This is a genomic window from Acinetobacter sp. UBA6720 (assembly GCF_002454215.1).
Classification (GTDB): Bacteria; Pseudomonadota; Gammaproteobacteria; order Pseudomonadales; family Moraxellaceae; genus Acinetobacter.
Genome location: NZ_DKIK01000140.1, coordinates 59,661 through 75,418 on the forward strand (window position 1 = coordinate 59,661; position 15,758 = coordinate 75,418).

At 41.0% G+C, this 15,758-nt stretch carries 16 protein-coding genes; 6 read left to right on the plus strand and 10 right to left on the minus strand.

Annotation, left to right across the window (positions count from 1 at the left end; translation table 11 throughout):
• Both B4F08_RS12070 and dapD read right to left on the minus strand, forming a co-directional pair.
• A partial coding sequence (locus B4F08_RS12070) for a radical SAM protein (protein ID WP_291374479.1) occupies positions 1-426 on the minus strand: 426 nt, incomplete at its 3' end.
• Between the two features lie 99 nt (positions 427-525).
• Positions 526-1,347, minus strand: coding sequence for a 2,3,4,5-tetrahydropyridine-2,6-dicarboxylate N-succinyltransferase (gene dapD / locus B4F08_RS12075; protein ID WP_110974588.1), 822 nt, complete (start codon positions 1,345-1,347; stop codon positions 526-528).
• 303 nt (positions 1,348-1,650) lie between these two features.
• On the opposite strand from dapD, the gene carO reads away from it, so the two are divergent.
• Positions 1,651-2,367, plus strand: coding sequence for an ornithine uptake porin CarO (carO, locus tag B4F08_RS12080; protein WP_291374480.1), 717 nt, complete (start codon positions 1,651-1,653; stop codon positions 2,365-2,367).
• Positions 2,368-2,428: 61 nt separating this feature from the next.
• On the opposite strand, the gene B4F08_RS12085 is transcribed toward carO, so the two are convergent.
• The 7 genes from B4F08_RS12085 to B4F08_RS12115 form a co-directional block, all read right to left on the minus strand.
• Positions 2,429-3,631: an outer membrane protein transport protein gene (locus tag B4F08_RS12085; RefSeq protein WP_291374481.1), complete on the minus strand. Its 1,203-nt coding sequence runs from the start codon at positions 3,629-3,631 to the stop codon at positions 2,429-2,431.
• 120 nt (positions 3,632-3,751) lie between these two features.
• Positions 3,752-4,675 (minus strand): CysB family HTH-type transcriptional regulator, encoded by a 924-nt coding sequence (locus B4F08_RS12090; RefSeq protein ID WP_086210834.1) that lies wholly within the window; start codon positions 4,673-4,675, stop codon positions 3,752-3,754.
• A 56-nt stretch (positions 4,676-4,731) separates the two neighbouring features.
• Positions 4,732-5,793 (minus strand): sulfate/molybdate ABC transporter ATP-binding protein, encoded by a 1,062-nt coding sequence (locus B4F08_RS12095; RefSeq protein ID WP_110975708.1) that lies wholly within the window; start codon positions 5,791-5,793, stop codon positions 4,732-4,734.
• Positions 5,794-5,805: 12 nt separating this feature from the next.
• The gene (gene cysW, locus B4F08_RS12100) at positions 5,806-6,687 is read right to left on the minus strand and encodes a sulfate ABC transporter permease subunit CysW (protein WP_086210836.1); all 882 of its coding nucleotides are present in this window, start codon (positions 6,685-6,687) and stop codon (positions 5,806-5,808) included.
• Positions 6,684-7,517, minus strand: coding sequence for a sulfate ABC transporter permease subunit CysT (cysT, locus tag B4F08_RS12105; RefSeq protein WP_110975707.1), 834 nt, complete (start codon positions 7,515-7,517; stop codon positions 6,684-6,686). Before cysT ends, cysW begins: the two co-directional genes overlap by 4 nt.
• A gap of 85 nt (positions 7,518-7,602) precedes the next feature.
• Positions 7,603-8,208, minus strand: coding sequence for an RBBP9/YdeN family alpha/beta hydrolase (locus tag B4F08_RS12110; RefSeq protein ID WP_291374482.1), 606 nt, complete (start codon positions 8,206-8,208; stop codon positions 7,603-7,605).
• 38 nt (positions 8,209-8,246) lie between these two features.
• Entirely contained in the window at positions 8,247-9,257 is a 1,011-nt protein-coding gene (locus tag B4F08_RS12115; protein WP_086210839.1) for a sulfate ABC transporter substrate-binding protein, read from the minus strand.
• Positions 9,258-9,421: 164 nt separating this feature from the next.
• Between B4F08_RS12115 and pabC the strand changes: the two genes are divergently transcribed.
• From pabC to B4F08_RS12135, 4 genes are all read left to right on the plus strand, one after another.
• Entirely contained in the window at positions 9,422-10,234 is an 813-nt protein-coding gene (pabC, locus tag B4F08_RS12120) for an aminodeoxychorismate lyase (RefSeq protein WP_291374483.1), read from the plus strand.
• Between the two features lies 1 nt (position 10,235).
• A complete protein-coding gene (gene mltG, locus B4F08_RS12125) occupies positions 10,236-11,291 on the plus strand; it encodes an endolytic transglycosylase MltG (protein WP_291374484.1) in 1,056 nt (351 codons plus the stop codon).
• The gene (gene tmk / locus B4F08_RS12130) at positions 11,292-11,891 is read left to right on the plus strand and encodes a dTMP kinase (RefSeq protein WP_086210842.1); all 600 of its coding nucleotides are present in this window, start codon (positions 11,292-11,294) and stop codon (positions 11,889-11,891) included. It begins immediately after the preceding gene.
• An 89-nt stretch (positions 11,892-11,980) separates the two neighbouring features.
• Positions 11,981-12,397 carry a PaaI family thioesterase gene (locus tag B4F08_RS12135; protein WP_086210843.1) on the plus strand — a complete coding sequence of 139 codons (417 nt, stop codon included), beginning with the start codon at positions 11,981-11,983 and terminating at the stop codon, positions 12,395-12,397.
• 54 nt (positions 12,398-12,451) lie between these two features.
• Here B4F08_RS12135 and nadB read toward each other — a convergent pair whose 3' ends face one another.
• Positions 12,452-14,083 (minus strand): L-aspartate oxidase, encoded by a 1,632-nt coding sequence (gene nadB, locus B4F08_RS12140; RefSeq protein WP_291374485.1) that lies wholly within the window; start codon positions 14,081-14,083, stop codon positions 12,452-12,454.
• Positions 14,084-14,318: 235 nt separating this feature from the next.
• On the opposite strand from nadB, the gene B4F08_RS12145 reads away from it, so the two are divergent.
• On the plus strand, positions 14,319-15,698 hold the full coding sequence (locus tag B4F08_RS12145) for a trypsin-like peptidase domain-containing protein (protein WP_291374486.1): 1,380 nt from the start codon (positions 14,319-14,321) through the stop codon (positions 15,696-15,698).
• Positions 15,699-15,758 lie beyond the last annotated feature (60 nt).

A 15,758-nucleotide genomic window follows, 5' to 3' on the forward strand; every position in this document is an offset into this window, starting at 1 on the left:
TCGTGCAACTTCACCTGAAGTTGGGGTTTTTAAATCTAATACTTTTGAAACACGTGGGTCAACCTTAGACACATCTAAAGCACCACTGGTCTCTAAAGAAACTTCACAGCCAAGATCTGCAAGACGTTGCATTAAAGGCAAGGCATTGGGCTGTGCAAGGGGTTCACCACCTGTCACGCAGACATAAGGGGTTTTAAAACCAAGCGTGGTTTTAATAATCTGATCTAAAGATTGGCGCTCACCACCTTCAAATGAATAAGTGGTATCACAATAGGTACAACGAAGCGGGCAACCTGTTAAACGAATAAAAACTGTTGGAAGTCCAGAGGTATTGGCTTCGCCTTGCAAAGAATAAAAGATCTCCGTGATACGTAGACCCGCAGAAGGGTCAGAAACAGGGATAGCAGAAGATCGAAGCGTATTCATAGCAAAATTAAACCACAGGTTAGAAAAACAAAAATCTCTACGGCTAGTCTTAACCGTAGAGATGAGGAACTTTAGCTCCGCAACAAGATGAATAAAAGTTTATTCGTCGCGTAATAAATCGTTCAAGCTCGTTTTAGAACGCGTTTGCGCATCTACTTTTTTCACGATGATTGCAGCATATAGACTGTAAGTACCGCATTTAGAAGGTAAGCTACCTGCAACGACAACAGAACCTGCTGGCACACGGCCGTAGTGAATTTCGCCAGTTGCACGGTCATAAATCTTAGTCGATTGACCAATGAATACGCCCATAGAAATCACAGAACCTTCTTCTACAATCACGCCTTCTACAATTTCAGAACGTGCACCGATGAAGCAGTTGTCTTCAATAATTGTTGGGTTCGCTTGAAGTGGCTCAAGAACACCACCAATACCTACACCACCAGATAAGTGAACGTTTTTACCAATTTGAGCACATGAACCAACAGTTGCCCACGTGTCAACCATTGTACCTTCATCTACATAAGCGCCAATGTTCACATAAGAAGGCATTAACACTACGTTTTTCGCTTGGAAAGAACCTTTACGCGCAACTGCTGGCGGAACAACACGAACGCCTGCTGCTTTAAATTGTTCTTCAGTCCAACCTGTAAATTTAGTATCTACTTTGTCGTAGAATTGAAGGTCACATGACTCAATTGGTTTGTTGTCATTTAGTTTGAATGATAAAAGCACGGCTTTTTTCACCCATTGATGAACAACCCACTCGCCATCAATTTTTTCAGCAACACGTAATGTCCCATTATCTAAACCAGCAATGACTTCTTCAACTGCTGCACGTACTTCAGCAGAACAGTCCGCTGCTGTAAAATTCGCACGGTCTTCAAACGCTTGTTCAATAATTGTTGAAAGCTGAGACATGATCTTCCTTCCAGAAAAAAAATTTTCCTGATTTTACACTAAATTGTGCGGAGAATAGATGAAAAAACAGCATAGGATCGGAAATAATAATGAATGATTGGAAATAAGGCACTTAAGCTAGTTGGGTTTGAAAAATTAAGTAAATAAATGTTATTTACAACAACAATAAAGCTTAAAATGTATCAAAAAATAACAAAAACTGAGCAAATCTCGAATAAAAAACAGTCTGGGGCTGTTTTAAGATGGGCTCATCAAAAAATGGTAAATGATGTAAAAAATCTTTATTTTTTAGAGGAGAAAAACATGAAATCATTACGTTTAATTGCAATCGTAACTGCAATGTCAGCGGTTGCAGGTACAGCTTTTGCTGATGATGCTGTCGTAAAAGATGGCTATGCTTTTGACCAAAATAAACTCATTCCTACAGGCGTCCGTGCTGAAGTGGGTACAACAGGCTACGGCGGTGCTTTATTGTGGACAGCAAACCCATACGTGGGTTTAGCTTTAGGTTATAACGGTGGTGATATTTCATGGTCTGATGACGTGGAAGTTAATGATGTGAACTATGATGTCGACATGGATAATAATCTGACTTATCTTAACGCAGAAATTCGTCCATGGGGTACTAGCACGAATAAATGGGCGCAGGCTGCATATATTGCCGCTGGGGTTGGTTATGTTGATCAACAATATGGTCTGCAAGCACGTAATGATGGTGGAACGATTAAAGTGGATGGAAAAGATACAGGCTTAAGCCAATTAAGCTATGATCTTGACTATAGCAATAATATTTCACCATATTTAGGTTTGGGTTATTCGCCAAGAATTAATCAAAACTGGGGGGTGTTTGGTGAAGTTGGTGCTTACTATACAGGTAACCCAACTGTTTCTAACGTAAACTATCATGGTGGTTCTGCAACGGATGCTGCTTTAGTTGAAAAGCATATCAATGAAGTGCGTAATGATGATAAATACGAATGGATGCCAGTTGCAAAATTGGGTGTCAGTTACCACTGGTAATCCAAGACATAAAAAAACGAGCCAAGGCTCGTTTTTTTATGTCTAGTTATTTTGTCTCATTTTAAAAATGATGGGCAAAACGAATACCAAAGGCCCATGCATCATTATCATTGAGTGCTGAAAGCCCTGTTATACTTTCAAATGGATTTGAATCATTGGGCGCTTTTGGGGTATCGAAATGAAAATAATAAAGACCCATTGCAATATTCAATTCAGGTCGCAATTTGTACATGCCGGCAAGCCCAATTCCTTTATAGCCATCACTTGGATTAAGCGTAGATGCAGGGTTATTGGTACCAGAGTCCCACAGTAACTCTAATGCACTGATCCACTTCTCATTCCATAAATGTGCAAGCCCGAGTTTTGTAGACCATTGATCTTCTTTATAGCTAATCAGTTTGATATCTTTCACTTCAGGGTAGAATATTGCAGCATAATCAATGACAGCTTCAAATTTGGGGGGATGAATGACGAATTCTTCCCAATTGACCCATCTCACACTCCCGTACAAAAGATTCTGATAGGGTAGCCCTGTCATAAAATCAAAATTGACTGATTGGGGCGTTTTTATATGTGTTGTATCGGGTGTGCTAACACCAATTTTGATAGACTCGGTTGTGCTGAGTTGATGTTTGATGGGGGAGCGATAAGTCAAAGATGTTCTAAAATGATACTCTGGCATCTGATAACTTATACCTGCTAACCAGCCCAGACCCTCATCTTTTTTAAAATCGGCATCATAACCATCAAACACAGAATATGTTTTGCCTTTCATGTTTAAAGAACCTTCAAGACTTTGATAGCTTAGTCCTCCATAAACATCCCAATTCGGCGTGATTTGATAGCCTAAAAGTGTAGTTAGGTTATGGCTCTTAAAATTTATACTGGCTGCTTCGATTTCATGTTTTTCTCCATAGATGATTGGACGGTAACGATAGTCGATATCTACAGCAAAAGGTTGGTCATAAATGATTGCAAATTTGACTTGAGGGTTGAGTTCTAATTTTAATGCAGCCCCCATCATTACTTGTTTATTACTAAAATTTCCTGTTGAAAAGTCAGTTACACCAAATTGTTGTAATGCCTCACTATGCTGAACTTGGCCAGAAACTTGTGGCTGGATGTAGGCAAGAGAAAACTCAGCATAATTTTTAGGTTCAAAAAAAGGTTGTATGGTTTGACCTGACAGTTCAAAAGCAGCAGCAAAGCATAATTTTGAGGAATATAAACAGAGTAAAGGGAAGCTCAATAGTTTCTTTTTCATTGTTTGAGCTCATTAGTTTTTTTATCAAGCGATTAAATCATATACTATATTTACTTGAAATGTACGCGTTTAGCGGAAAAAAAAGAGGCTCGTTAGCCTCTTTTTGAAAGTATTAATAAATTAGTCTTCTGGATAAGCGACTCTTTTCAGTGCTTTAATATCCGCATCTGGTGAGCAGAGTGAAATAAATTCATAGCCATAACCACGTAGTAAGTGACCTTTACGTACGGCAATCCATGTCGTGTTGAGACCAAAAATATCGGTTGGGATTTGTTTTAAACGATAGTCGCGTTCAACATCATAGGCTACATTATTGACAATACCAACGCCCATGTTGAGTTCGACATAGGTTTTAATGACATCGGCATCTAAAGCAGACATGACGATGTCAACATCTACACCAGCATCTTCAAAAGCTTTGTCAATTTTTGAACGGCCTGTAAAACCACCATGATAAGTAATCAGTGGATATTCCGCCAAGTCTACAATACTAATATTTTGTTTGCTTGCCAGTGGATGGTTTTGTGGGGTAATAATACTGTGCTGCCAATTATAGAATGGTACGCTGGCCAGATTATCTTCTGCGGTGAGTGATTCAGTCGCAATACCAATGTCGGCTTCGCCTTGAAGAAGCATCTCAGTAATTTCTACAGGGCTCGCTTGTTGCAAAATGAGATGAACTTTTGGAAACTCTTTTTTAAATTGATTAACAATAGGCGGCAATACATAACGTGCTTGTGTATGCGTTGTTGCAATTGTTAATGTTCCTTCATCGACACGATTAAAATCATCTGCAAGACGTTTAATATTATCGGCATCGACCAACATACGTTCAACAATACCCAGTAGGGCTTGACCAGGTTCGGTTAAACCGAGTAAGCGTTTTCCTTTACGAATAAACAGTTGAACACCTAATTCATCTTCTAGGTCTTTAATATGCTTACTGACGCCTGACTGAGAGGTGTACAGTGCGGCAGAGGCTTCGGTAAGGTTGAAATTTTGTCTCACCGTTTCCCGAATAATTCTAAGTTGTTGAAAGTTCATATTTTGGATCTCTTTTATCATGAAGCAGGCATTCAACATGCCCCTTCATCTTGGTTTTAAGCCGCAGGTTTTGCAAATAAATGTAAGTTAGAAGGGCTTAACCATACCGTTTGGTTCGGTCTAAATTGGTGTAATCTTGCTTCTTCTGCCGTGAGTGATATTTCAATCAGTTTACCTTGACGATCATGTAATTCAGCAACTACTTTTCCTGCAATCCATAATTCACGAACAAAGGTTGCTTGAATGGAATTGTCTTGAGGCTGCGCATGGATACGTAATTCATCTGGACGGGCAAAGGCGATGACTTCACCAGATGGTGCATTGCGTAAACTGTCTAATTGAATACGGTCTTCACCAATCTGGATTGTACCTGCATTATTTTGTCCTTCGAAACGGTTTGCTTGACCAAGGAAATCGAATACAAACGGCGTTGCAGGCTTTTCATACACTTCACGTGGTGATCCAATTTGTTCGACATTACCTTTGTTCATTACGATGATTTGGTCTGCAACCTCAAGTGCTTCTTCTTGGTCATGGGTGACAAAGATGGAAGTAATATGTAATTCATCATGCAGTGTACGTAGCCAACGACGGAGCTCTTTACGTACTTTGGCATCTAGTGCTCCAAAAGGTTCATCTAGTAATAGTACACGTGGTTCAACGGCCAAAGCACGTGCCAACGCAATACGTTGACGTTGACCGCCTGAGAGTTGCGCAGGGTAGCGATCTGCCAAAAAGCCCAATTGGACTAGATCCAGCAAACGTGTGACACGTTTTTTAATTTCAGCTTCAGAAGGACGTGTTGAACGTGGTCGTACACGAAGGCCAAAAGCAATATTTTCAAACACAGTCATATGGCGGAACAATGCGTAGTGCTGAAATACAAAACCGACTTCACGTTCACGTACGTGGACATTGGTCGCATCTTCACCTTCTAAGATGACTTGACCGCCATCTGCAGACTCAAGCCCCGCAATGATGCGGAGTAGAGTGGTTTTACCACAGCCTGATGGGCCAAGTAACGCAACCAATTGACCATCAGGAAAATCGAGGGAAATGTTATTCAGCGCATGGAATGCACCAAAGTGTTTTTCAATATTTTTAACTTGAATACTCATGAGGTCATTCCTTTAAACGGTTGAATCATTTTGTTTGTTTTGCTTTTCTTGGCGTAGCTCAACCCATGTTTTTAAAACAAGCGTTACAATTGCTAATAGCGCCAACAGTGAAGACACAGCAAAAGCAGCACTGAAAGTATATTCGTTATAGAGAATCTCAACGTGCAATGGCAAAGTGTTGGTTTCACCACGAATGTGTCCAGAAACAACAGATACAGCACCAAACTCACCCATTGCACGGGCGTTACATAGAATGACGCCGTAGATCAGGCCCCATTTGATGTTCGGTAAAGTGACTTTCCAGAATGTTTGCCAGCCTGATGCACCAAGGACAATCGCCGCTTCTTCTTCTTCAGTTCCCTGAGCTTCCATTAGAGGAATCAGCTCACGTGCTACAAAAGGAACAGTAATAAAGATCGTTGCCAATACGATGGCAGGAACAGCATAGAGAATCTTGATGTCATGATCCATGAGCCAACCGCCAAACCAACCTTGTGTACCGAAAATCAACACCAGCATTAAACCTGCGATAACAGGTGACACAGAAAAAGGCATATCAATAATCGTGGTTAGGATTGATTTACCACGGAAGTTGAATTTGGCAACACACCATGCTGCTGCAACACCAAATACCACATTTAGTGGAACTGCTATCACCGCAGTTAATAAAGTGAGTTTGACTGCAGATAATGTATCAGGATGAACCAAGGCTTGGGTATAGACGCCAACTCCTTGTTTAAAGGCTTCAACAAACACCAAAATCAGCGGTAAGATCAAACAGCTCAGAAAGAACAGCAGAGCAATAGTAATCAGGGTGTAGCGAACCCAAGTGGGTTCACGTGTCGCATCACGCGATTGGAGTTTCTCAGCCAGTGCATTACTGTTGATATTCATCGTGCAGTTCTCCCTGTGCGGCGGCTGGCCCATGCCTGTAACAAGTTAATCAGGAATAAAATAGCGAATGACAGCACTAACATGACGACAGCAATCGTGGTTGCACCTGCATAGTCATATTCTTCTAGACGCGAAATAATCATGAGTGGCGCAATTTCAGTTTTGAACGGCTGATTGCCTGCAATAAAGATCACCGAGCCGTATTCACCGACCCCACGTGCAAATGCCAAAGCAAAACCCGTGATAAGTGCTGGAAATAAAATCGGAAAAATGACTTTCGTGACAATTTGCAGACGGTTTGCACCCAATGCCGATGCTGCTTCTTCTAACTCAGTTTCCAAGTCGCTCAGTACAGGTTGGACGGTACGAACTACGAAAGGAATACCAATAAAAATAAGGGCTAGAGTAATCCCAATTGGAGTGTATGCCACTTGAATCCCTAAAGGCTCAAGATACTGACCAATCCAGCCTGTAGGCGCATAAAGAGAAGTCAGTGCAATACCTGCAACCGCAGTGGGTAAAGCAAAAGGCAAATCGACCAAAGCATCGACAATACGTTTGCCCGGGAAGCTATAACGAACCAAGCACCATGCTAGTAATAAACCAAAGACCACATTAATAAACGCAGCAATTAATGCAGCACTAAAACTGAGCTGTAGAGATTTTAAGATGCGTTCTGAGCTTAAAATTTCCCATAAACCATCCCAACCGATGCCTAAGGATTTAATAAAAACGGCAGACAACGGAATCAAAACAATTAATGACAGATATGCTAGGGTAAAGCCTAGAGAAAGACCAAATCCTGGCAGCACTCGGGATCGCTGCGACATGATTACTCCTCAAAGAGAGAAGACTGACTCAAAAGTGGTCAGCCCAAATAAAACTAAATTTCGGCACAAACATTATTTGCAGTGTTTAAATAGCAAATTTAAATAAATAATTGCTTTCATTGCGGAAATCGACATTTTTTAGTACATTTTCTGAAATCAAAAAATCATAAATTTCAGGAAATGGACCAAAACCTGATGCAACATTGATATGCCCAACTTGACCTAAATTTTTAGGTTTAATTTTCCAAGCTTTAGAAAGTTGCATTGCATCTTCAAAACCTAACCAAGGATCATTTTCACTAATGATCATTTGTGTCGGAACTTGAATTTTAAGGTGGTGAAAGTATTGCTGATAGTCATTTTGACTATCACGTGCAAAACCTAAATCCCCAAAGCGTGCAGGATTAGCTGGCGCAACCAAAACAAGATTTTTAACTATCTGATTCAGTTCTGGATGCTGAGCTAATGCTGCAACTGTGGTTAAGCATCCAAAGCTATGCGCCACAATTTGGATGGGTTCTGAAACGGACTGCACTGTTTTGACAAATTGTTCAATCCATTCATGGAGTACAGGTTTATTCCAATCCTGCTGCTGTACACGAGAGCACGACTTGAGCTGACGTTGTAACCATGATTGCCAGTGGTCATGTTCACTCCCACCCACGCCCGGTACAATTACAGTATGAATCATGTCGATGCTCCCTTACAGATGTTTACTTGATTCGTTGCTTATTTTGCAGTATTCGCTTTCACGATTTGGTCGTACACACCACCATTTTCAAAGTGTTGTTTTTGTACTTTGGTCCAACCACCAAATTCTTTATCAATAGTCACCAACTTTAACGGTTTGAATGTGGTTGCATATTTTTTCAAGACGCTTGCATTACGTGGGCGATAGAAGTTTTTTGCTGCAATTTCTTGACCCGCTGGCGAATATAAATAGTTCAAATATGCTTTGGCTAAGTTCAGATTGCCGTCTTTTTCTGCATTCTTTTCAACAATAGCAACAGGTGGTTCAGCCAAGATAGACAGTGATGGAGTCACAATTTCAAACTTACCCGGTTGTTCACGAAGTGCTAAATGCGCTTCGTTTTCCCATGCGAGTAAGACGTCTCCAATGCCACGTTCAGCAAAAGTTGTGGTTGCACCACGTGCACCTGAGTCAAGTACTTTGGTATTTTTATAAATTTTACGCACGAATTCTTGTGCCTTGGCATCATTGCCCGCAGGTTGATGCTTTGCCCAAGCCCAAGCGGCCAAATAGTTCCAACGTGCGCCACCAGAAGTTTTTGGGTTTGGTGTGATAATCGCAACATCAGGTTTAACCAAATCACCCCAGTCCTTAATACCTTTAGGGTTACCCTTACGTACGAGGAATACAATTGTTGATGTATACGGGGTCGAGTTATTTGGAAGCTTCTTTTGCCAGTTGGTTGGTAAGAGTTTTGCTTTTTCAGCAATCACGTCAATGTCCGCTGCAAGTGCAAGTGTTACGACATCTGCACCTAAACCATCAATGACTGAACGTGCTTGTTTACCTGAACCACCGTGGGATTGTTTAAAGTTGATGTCTTGTCCAGTACGCTGCTTCCAATATGCCCCAAACTGTTTATTGACATTTTCATACAACTCACGTGTTGGATCATACGAGACATTTAGAAAATCTTTTGCGACTGCGCCAAAAGATGTAACTGAAACTAGCGTTGCTAGTACCCCGATTTTTAACTTCGATAAGCTCATGTGAGACCTCAAATTTTAAGCGTTTTTAAATATGAGCCAAGAATACTGCGAGTCTTATTGCTAAAAAAATAATAAAAAACGAATTTTATATGAATAAAAAAGAAAAAGAGTTCAGCTTAGAATTCATTAAAATAAAGCAGAAGATTGTTTTAGGGTAGATTGGCATGCATTGCTATAAAAATGCAGAAAAAGTCAAACAAATAGAATTATTAGACCGTGCATTTCATTATGGTGATGGATGTTTTACTACGGCAAGAGTTTGTAATGGTGTGATTGAATTAGAGTCATTGCATATAGCTCGTTTGCATTTGGGCTGTGAGCGTTTGCTGTTGTCAGCAGACTTATCTTATATTCAACAAACCATCGAACTTTTCAAACAAGACCATGTAAATTTAAATGGCACTATGAAAATTGTGGTCAGTCGGGGTGAAGGGCAGCGCGGTTATAGTTTGCCAACACATCCTGCTGACGTTTGGGTCTTTTTCTATCCGCAAGCATTAGAAGCGTTGACGTACAGTGAAATTGATTCAGGAGTGCTGCAACTTGCGATGGGCTTGAATATGCCACAAATGGTGGGTGTGAAAAGCCTCAACCGTTTAGAACAAGTTTTACTTAAACATGAGGCAGAGCAGCAAGGCTGGTTGGAAGCATTAGTGACTGATGTACAGGGTTCTGTTGTTGAAGGTGTGAGCAGTAATTGTTTCATTCTGATAAATGATCGGTGGATTAGTCCTGAACTTCGTTATAATGGCGTGCATGGCGTTATGCGCGCAGAAATATTGGCGCGTATGCAACAGCAAGGTATTGCCTGTGAGCTGAGAATGGTGGATATGGAAGAAATTCCACGCTTTCAAAGTGTATTTTTTTGCAATGCCTTGAGCCCTATGAAAATAGCCAAAAGTTTGAACCATCAGCATTTAGATGTTCAACCATGTATAGATTTGTTTTATCGTCTTCAACTTAATCAGATGCACTAGTATGTCCGCAGCCAAAACCAAATCGAAAAAGAAAATACAACCGCCCAAACGTAAAATCAAAGCTTTGTTATTGATTGCTGTAAGCATCCTTGTGTTAGTGATGGTTGTACTGTGGTCAAGTTTATTTAAGTCCTATCCGATTGAAGGCAAAAAGCAATTACTGGCCATTAATTCTGGCGATACCTATTCTGGTTTTATTGACCGTTTAGCTAAAGAAGACATAGCTAGTTTCCCCATTATTTTAAAGCTCTATCAAAAGATTTTTATTCATGACACGCTGAAAGCGGGCGTTTATGAAGTACATGAAGGTATGAGTATTCGCCAAGTTTTGGATATGATTTCTAATGTCGATAATGCGCAAATGAACCGTATATTGGTAATAGAAGGCACGACTTTTAAACAACTGGTTGAAGCGTTAAAAAAAGATGTTCTCGTCAAAAAAGAAGTGTCTAATTTGCCCATGGATCAGCTTTTAAAAGCTTTAGAGATTCCTTATGACCATGCAGAAGGACTGTTTGCGCCAGATACTTACTTTTTTGCTAAAGGTGAGTCGGACAAAAAAATCTTAACGGATTTATACAAACGCCAAATGAAAGCTTTAGATGAAGCGTGGGCAAACCGTGCGGCAAATTTGCCGTATAAAGACAAATACGAAGCCTTGATCATGGCCTCTATCATTGAAAAAGAAACCAATGTTGATCGTGAACTGGAGCAAGTGTCAGGTGTGTTTGCGCGTCGCCTTCAACTCGGTATGCGTTTGCAAACGGACCCAACCGTGATTTATGGTATGGGGGATAAATATACAGGCAATATTAGCCGCCAAGACTTACGTACGCCAACCGCTTATAATACTTATACCATCAATGGCTTACCGCCAACGCCAATTGCTTTACCAAGTAAGAAAGCCATTGAAGCCACCATGCATCCAGACAACAGCAAAAACATCTACTTTGTTGCAACGGGCAATGGTGGTCACACATTTAGTGAGACTTTGGAGCAGCATAATCAAGCTGTACAAGAATATCTCAGCGTTTTAAAAACCAAGAAGGGTGAATAGATGTTTATTAGTTTTGAGGGCACAGAAGGTGTCGGTAAAACCACACTGATTCGCAAAATTTATGAGCATCTAGAGCAACAAGGCCAACAGGTTGTTTTAACCCGTGAACCAGGCGGTACACCGATGGCTGAGCAAATCCGTGCCTTGTTACTCTCTGTTAATCATGAAGAGTCGATGTCAAATGACACGGAACTATTGTTAATGTATGCAGCACGTGCACAGCATTTACAGCAAGTGATTGTTCCTGCATTGACTGAACAAAAAACAGTACTATGCGACCGCTTTACCGATGCGAGCTTTGCTTACCAATGTGCAGGACGCGGTTTAAGCCAGTCGAAGTTGCAACTCTTGAATGATCACTTTGTGAGTCATATGCCAAATATTACATTTTGGCTCGATGCACCGATTGAAACAGGTATGTCGCGCGCACGTGAACGTGGGGCTTTAGACCGCTTTGAACAAGAAAAAGTTACTTTTTTTGAAAAAGTACGGGCAGGTTATCAGCAGCTCTGGGAGCAGTATCCTGAGCGGGTCAAACGCTTGGATGCGACCCAGTCACCAGAGCAGGTTTTTGCACAAGCGTTGCAATATTTAAACTAAAAACTATCCTGAAATTTCCATTTCGGGATTGTAGTGAAATGAATTTTTCTTTTATAGTCAGTCACAAAGGATTGTAAATAGCAGGGAAAATGAAAAGTAACTTAACCGAAATTGTGGCTTTTTTAGAAAAGGAATTTCCACAAAGTTTAGAAAAATGTTGTATTGAGTCAGTCACTGAGCGTGCTGCAACGGTGCTCTATCAAGTTGATGACCGCGACTTGCGACCAGGCGGTACGGTTTCAGGCCCAACTATGATGACCCTTGCTGACTATGCGCTGTATATTGCTATTTTAGGAGAGATTGGGATAGTCGGTTTAGCTGTGACCACTAATTTGTCGATTAATTTTCTCAGTAAACCTGTTGCGTCAGCAAATATACGTGGTGAGTGTAAACTGATGAAAGTAGGCAAAGCGCTGGTGGTTGGTGATGTGTGGTTATATTCTGTCGGGAAGGATGAGCCGATTGCACATGTGGTGGGCACATATTCTATTCCGCCAAAATCCTAAGATGATAATTTTAAAATAAAAGCCTGATAGTCAGGCTTTTATTAGGGGTTAAATTTAGCTGTTCACTAAAGGTGTTTCAACTTCGAAGTTGGGCGGAGTAAGTACCGTTTTACGCAGTTCATTTGATAGCTCAGGGTAATCTAAAGTGTAGTGTAAACCACGAGATTCTTTGCGTTCCATAGCACAGCGCACAATCATTTCAGAGACTAAAACCAAATTACGTAGCTCAATTAAGTTCTTACTAACTTGATAATCTTGGTAATACTCGGTAATTTCCCGCTTCAACATTTCAATACGGTGGAGTGCGCGTTCAAGACGTTTTGTGGTGCGGACAATGCCGACATAGTTCCACATGGTCTGACGCAGTTCATCCCAGTTTTGCAAAATCACCACATCTTCATCAGGATTTGTCACTTGGGAATCGTCCCAAGCTGGAGCCGTTGGAGATTGGTAATTTGAATTAAAACTTTTCTCAATGTGTTCCGCAGCACTCATACCATACACAAAACATTCTAAGAGTGAGTTGCTCGCCATACGGTTAGCACCATGCAAACCTGTATATGATGTTTCACCAATCGCATATAAACCTTGAATGTCAGTTTGACTATGTTCATTAACCACGACACCGCCGCAGGTATAGTGCGCAGCAGGAACTACAGGAATCATTTCCTTGGTAATGTCGATGCCAAGTTCGAGCAAACGTGCATACAAGGTCGGAAAGTGTTCTTTAATGAAACTTTCGGGTTTATGACTAATGTCGAGCCAGACATGACGAATACCTAAGCGTTTGATTTCATAGTCAATGGCACGTGCCACAATGTCGCGGGGTGCAAGTTCAGCGCGCTCATCAAAGCGCAACATAAAGCGTTCACCATCGGGTAGACGCAGATAAGCACCTTCACCGCGCATCGCTTCAGTAATCAGAAAAGAGCGTGCTTGTGGATGATAGAGGCAGGTTGGGTGGAATTGGTTAAATTCCATATTGGCCACGCGGCAGCCTGCTCGAAAAGCCATGGCAATACCGTCACCCGTTGCAATGTCAGGGTTTGAAGTATACAAGTAAGCTTTCATTGCCCCCCCACAGGCTAAAGCAGTGAAAGGTGCTAAAAATGTATGGACTTTTTCAGTCTTTTCATCCAGTACATAAAGACCGAGAGCACGATTATTCTGTTCTTCTAAGCTTAATTTTTGAGAGGTGATTAAATCAATCGCAATATAATTTTCAAAAATAGTGATGTTGTCTTTTTCAATTGCACGTTCAACTAAGGTTGTTGAAATGGCACGGCCTGTAGCATCGGCAGCATGAATAATACGGCGCTGTGAATGCCCACCCTCACGGGTCAGGTGCAATTGTTCTTGATCATCAAGGGTAAATTGCACGCCATGTTTCAGCAGAAAATCAACAGAAGGTTTACCACCTTCAACTGTTTGTTTAACGGCATCAACCTCACAAAGATGAGCACCAGCAATCATGGTGTCATCAATGTGCTGTTCGATAGAATCCGTTTCGTCTAAAACAGCAGCAACACCACCTTGCGCATAGAAGGTACTTGCATCGGTCAGGTTTGATTTTGCAAGAACAGCAATATTGAAATGTTGAGGCAACGATAAGGCTAAGCTCAGGCCTGCACCGCCACTTCCCACAATAATCACATCAAAATGATGCGTTGTGCTTAAATTAGACATGTCCGTCAGCTAATTTGGAAAAAGTTTGCTAATCACAGCGCTTTTTTCACAAAAAGGCAAGGGCAATATCTATTCAAATTATGGAAAATATAAATAAAGAACTTGTTTTTTAAGCAAAGTTTAAGCATCTGTTTATACAAACATAATAGAACATATTATTACCCAAGATAGACAAACTTTATGCTAAAAACGCTAATACATAAATTGATAACAAACACATAGGTCAATGCTTGATATGAAAAGTCGCGCTATACACACTGGTTTTTTTGCTGTTGCATGCACAATGGCTGCCGTACAAACACAGGCAGCACCTGTTGATTTCTCAAATTTAGTTGAGCAAGTCAGCCCTGCGGTAGTCAGTGTCAATGTTGTAAAGAAAATGACTCAAGAAGAGTTAATGCAACAGCAGATACCTGAAATTTTAAAGCGTTTCTTTGGCAATCAAGTCATTATTCCACAGCAGCAAGCACCGCAAGAAAAAACGGCTTATGGCAGCGCATTTTTTATTAGTAAAGATGGTTACTTGCTGACAAACCACCACGTTGTAGAAGATGCATCGAAAGTCACCATTATGTTTAATGACCGCCGTGAACTGGATGCGACCGTGGTGGGTAGCGATGAACGAACCGATGTGGCCTTACTTAAGGTGAATGGTACGAATTTTCCATCATTGCGTGCTGGTAATGTTGACCAACTGCGTGTAGGCGAACCTGTGCTTGCGATTGGCTCTCCTTTTGGTTTTGATTACTCTGCCTCAGCAGGTATTGTCAGTGCCAAGATGCGTAATATGATGGGGGAAACGTCTGTACCCTTTATTCAAACTGATGTAGCTTTAAACCCTGGGAACTCAGGTGGTCCGTTATTCAACCAGCAAGGTGAAGTGGTTGGTGTTAACTCGCGTATCTTCAGTGGTACGGGTGGGTATATGGGGCTGTCTTTCTCGATCCCAATTGATGTTGCAATGGATATTGCTGACCAACTGAAGAAAACAGGCAAAGTTACGCGTTCTTATTTAGGGTTCAATCTACAAGATTTAGACCGTAATTTGGCAGAGTCTTATAATTTACCAAAACCTGAAGGTTCACTGATTACCAATGTTCAGCCGAATTCACCTGCTCAGAAAGCTGGATTGAAAGCAGGTGATATTATTTTAAAATTCAATGGTACACCGATTTCACGAACATCTGAATTATTGAATTATTTAAACCGTACTATGCCAAATCAAACGGTACAGTTAGAGATTTTACGTGACGATAAAAAGCGCAATATTTCAGCGACACTGACCACTGCACCAGATGATACACCAGCAAAGTCAGATGCAACTGCACAAGCAAAAGGACCTGTTCTAGGTGTGGCGATTCGTAATTTATCGCCAGTTGAATCATCTCAATTAAAGCTAAAAGGTGGTGTTCTCATTCAAGAAGTGAAGCGTGGTGGAGCAGCTGCACAGGCAGGTATGACCGCTGGAGATGTTGTCACTCGTATTAATAACAAGTTGATTACCGATACTAATGATTTTGTTCAGGCTGTATCTGATTTGAAAAAAGGTCAGGTTGCTCGGGTTGGAATCATTCGACAAGGTACACCAGCCATCTTGGGTATGCGTATCCAATAAATAAGTGTAAAAACCACTCCTAAGAGTGGTTTTTTATTTTTTGCAATTTGATGCTGTCTT

Excerpts from the sequence above, each read along its gene's own strand:
- dapD (WP_110974588.1), bottom strand. The coding sequence starts at position 1,347 with ATGTCTCAGCTTTCAACAATTATTGAACAAGCGTTTGAAGACCGTGCG.
- carO (WP_291374480.1), top strand. The coding sequence starts at position 1,651 with ATGAAATCATTACGTTTAATTGCAATCGTAACTGCAATGTCAGCGGTT.
- B4F08_RS12085 (WP_291374481.1), bottom strand. The coding sequence starts at position 3,631 with ATGAAAAAGAAACTATTGAGCTTCCCTTTACTCTGTTTATATTCCTCA.
- B4F08_RS12090 (WP_086210834.1), bottom strand. The coding sequence starts at position 4,675 with ATGAACTTTCAACAACTTAGAATTATTCGGGAAACGGTGAGACAAAAT.
- B4F08_RS12095 (WP_110975708.1), bottom strand. The coding sequence starts at position 5,793 with ATGAGTATTCAAGTTAAAAATATTGAAAAACACTTTGGTGCATTCCAT.
- cysW (WP_086210836.1), bottom strand. The coding sequence starts at position 6,687 with ATGAATATCAACAGTAATGCACTGGCTGAGAAACTCCAATCGCGTGAT.
- cysT (WP_110975707.1), bottom strand. The coding sequence starts at position 7,517 with ATGTCGCAGCGATCCCGAGTGCTGCCAGGATTTGGTCTTTCTCTAGGC.
- B4F08_RS12110 (WP_291374482.1), bottom strand. The coding sequence starts at position 8,208 with ATGATTCATACTGTAATTGTACCGGGCGTGGGTGGGAGTGAACATGAC.
- B4F08_RS12115 (WP_086210839.1), bottom strand. The coding sequence starts at position 9,257 with ATGAGCTTATCGAAGTTAAAAATCGGGGTACTAGCAACGCTAGTTTCA.
- pabC (WP_291374483.1), top strand. The coding sequence starts at position 9,422 with ATGCATTGCTATAAAAATGCAGAAAAAGTCAAACAAATAGAATTATTA.
- mltG (WP_291374484.1), top strand. The coding sequence starts at position 10,236 with ATGTCCGCAGCCAAAACCAAATCGAAAAAGAAAATACAACCGCCCAAA.
- tmk (WP_086210842.1), top strand. The coding sequence starts at position 11,292 with ATGTTTATTAGTTTTGAGGGCACAGAAGGTGTCGGTAAAACCACACTG.
- B4F08_RS12135 (WP_086210843.1), top strand. The coding sequence starts at position 11,981 with ATGAAAAGTAACTTAACCGAAATTGTGGCTTTTTTAGAAAAGGAATTT.
- nadB (WP_291374485.1), bottom strand. The coding sequence starts at position 14,083 with ATGTCTAATTTAAGCACAACGCATCATTTTGATGTGATTATTGTGGGA.
- B4F08_RS12145 (WP_291374486.1), top strand. The coding sequence starts at position 14,319 with ATGAAAAGTCGCGCTATACACACTGGTTTTTTTGCTGTTGCATGCACA.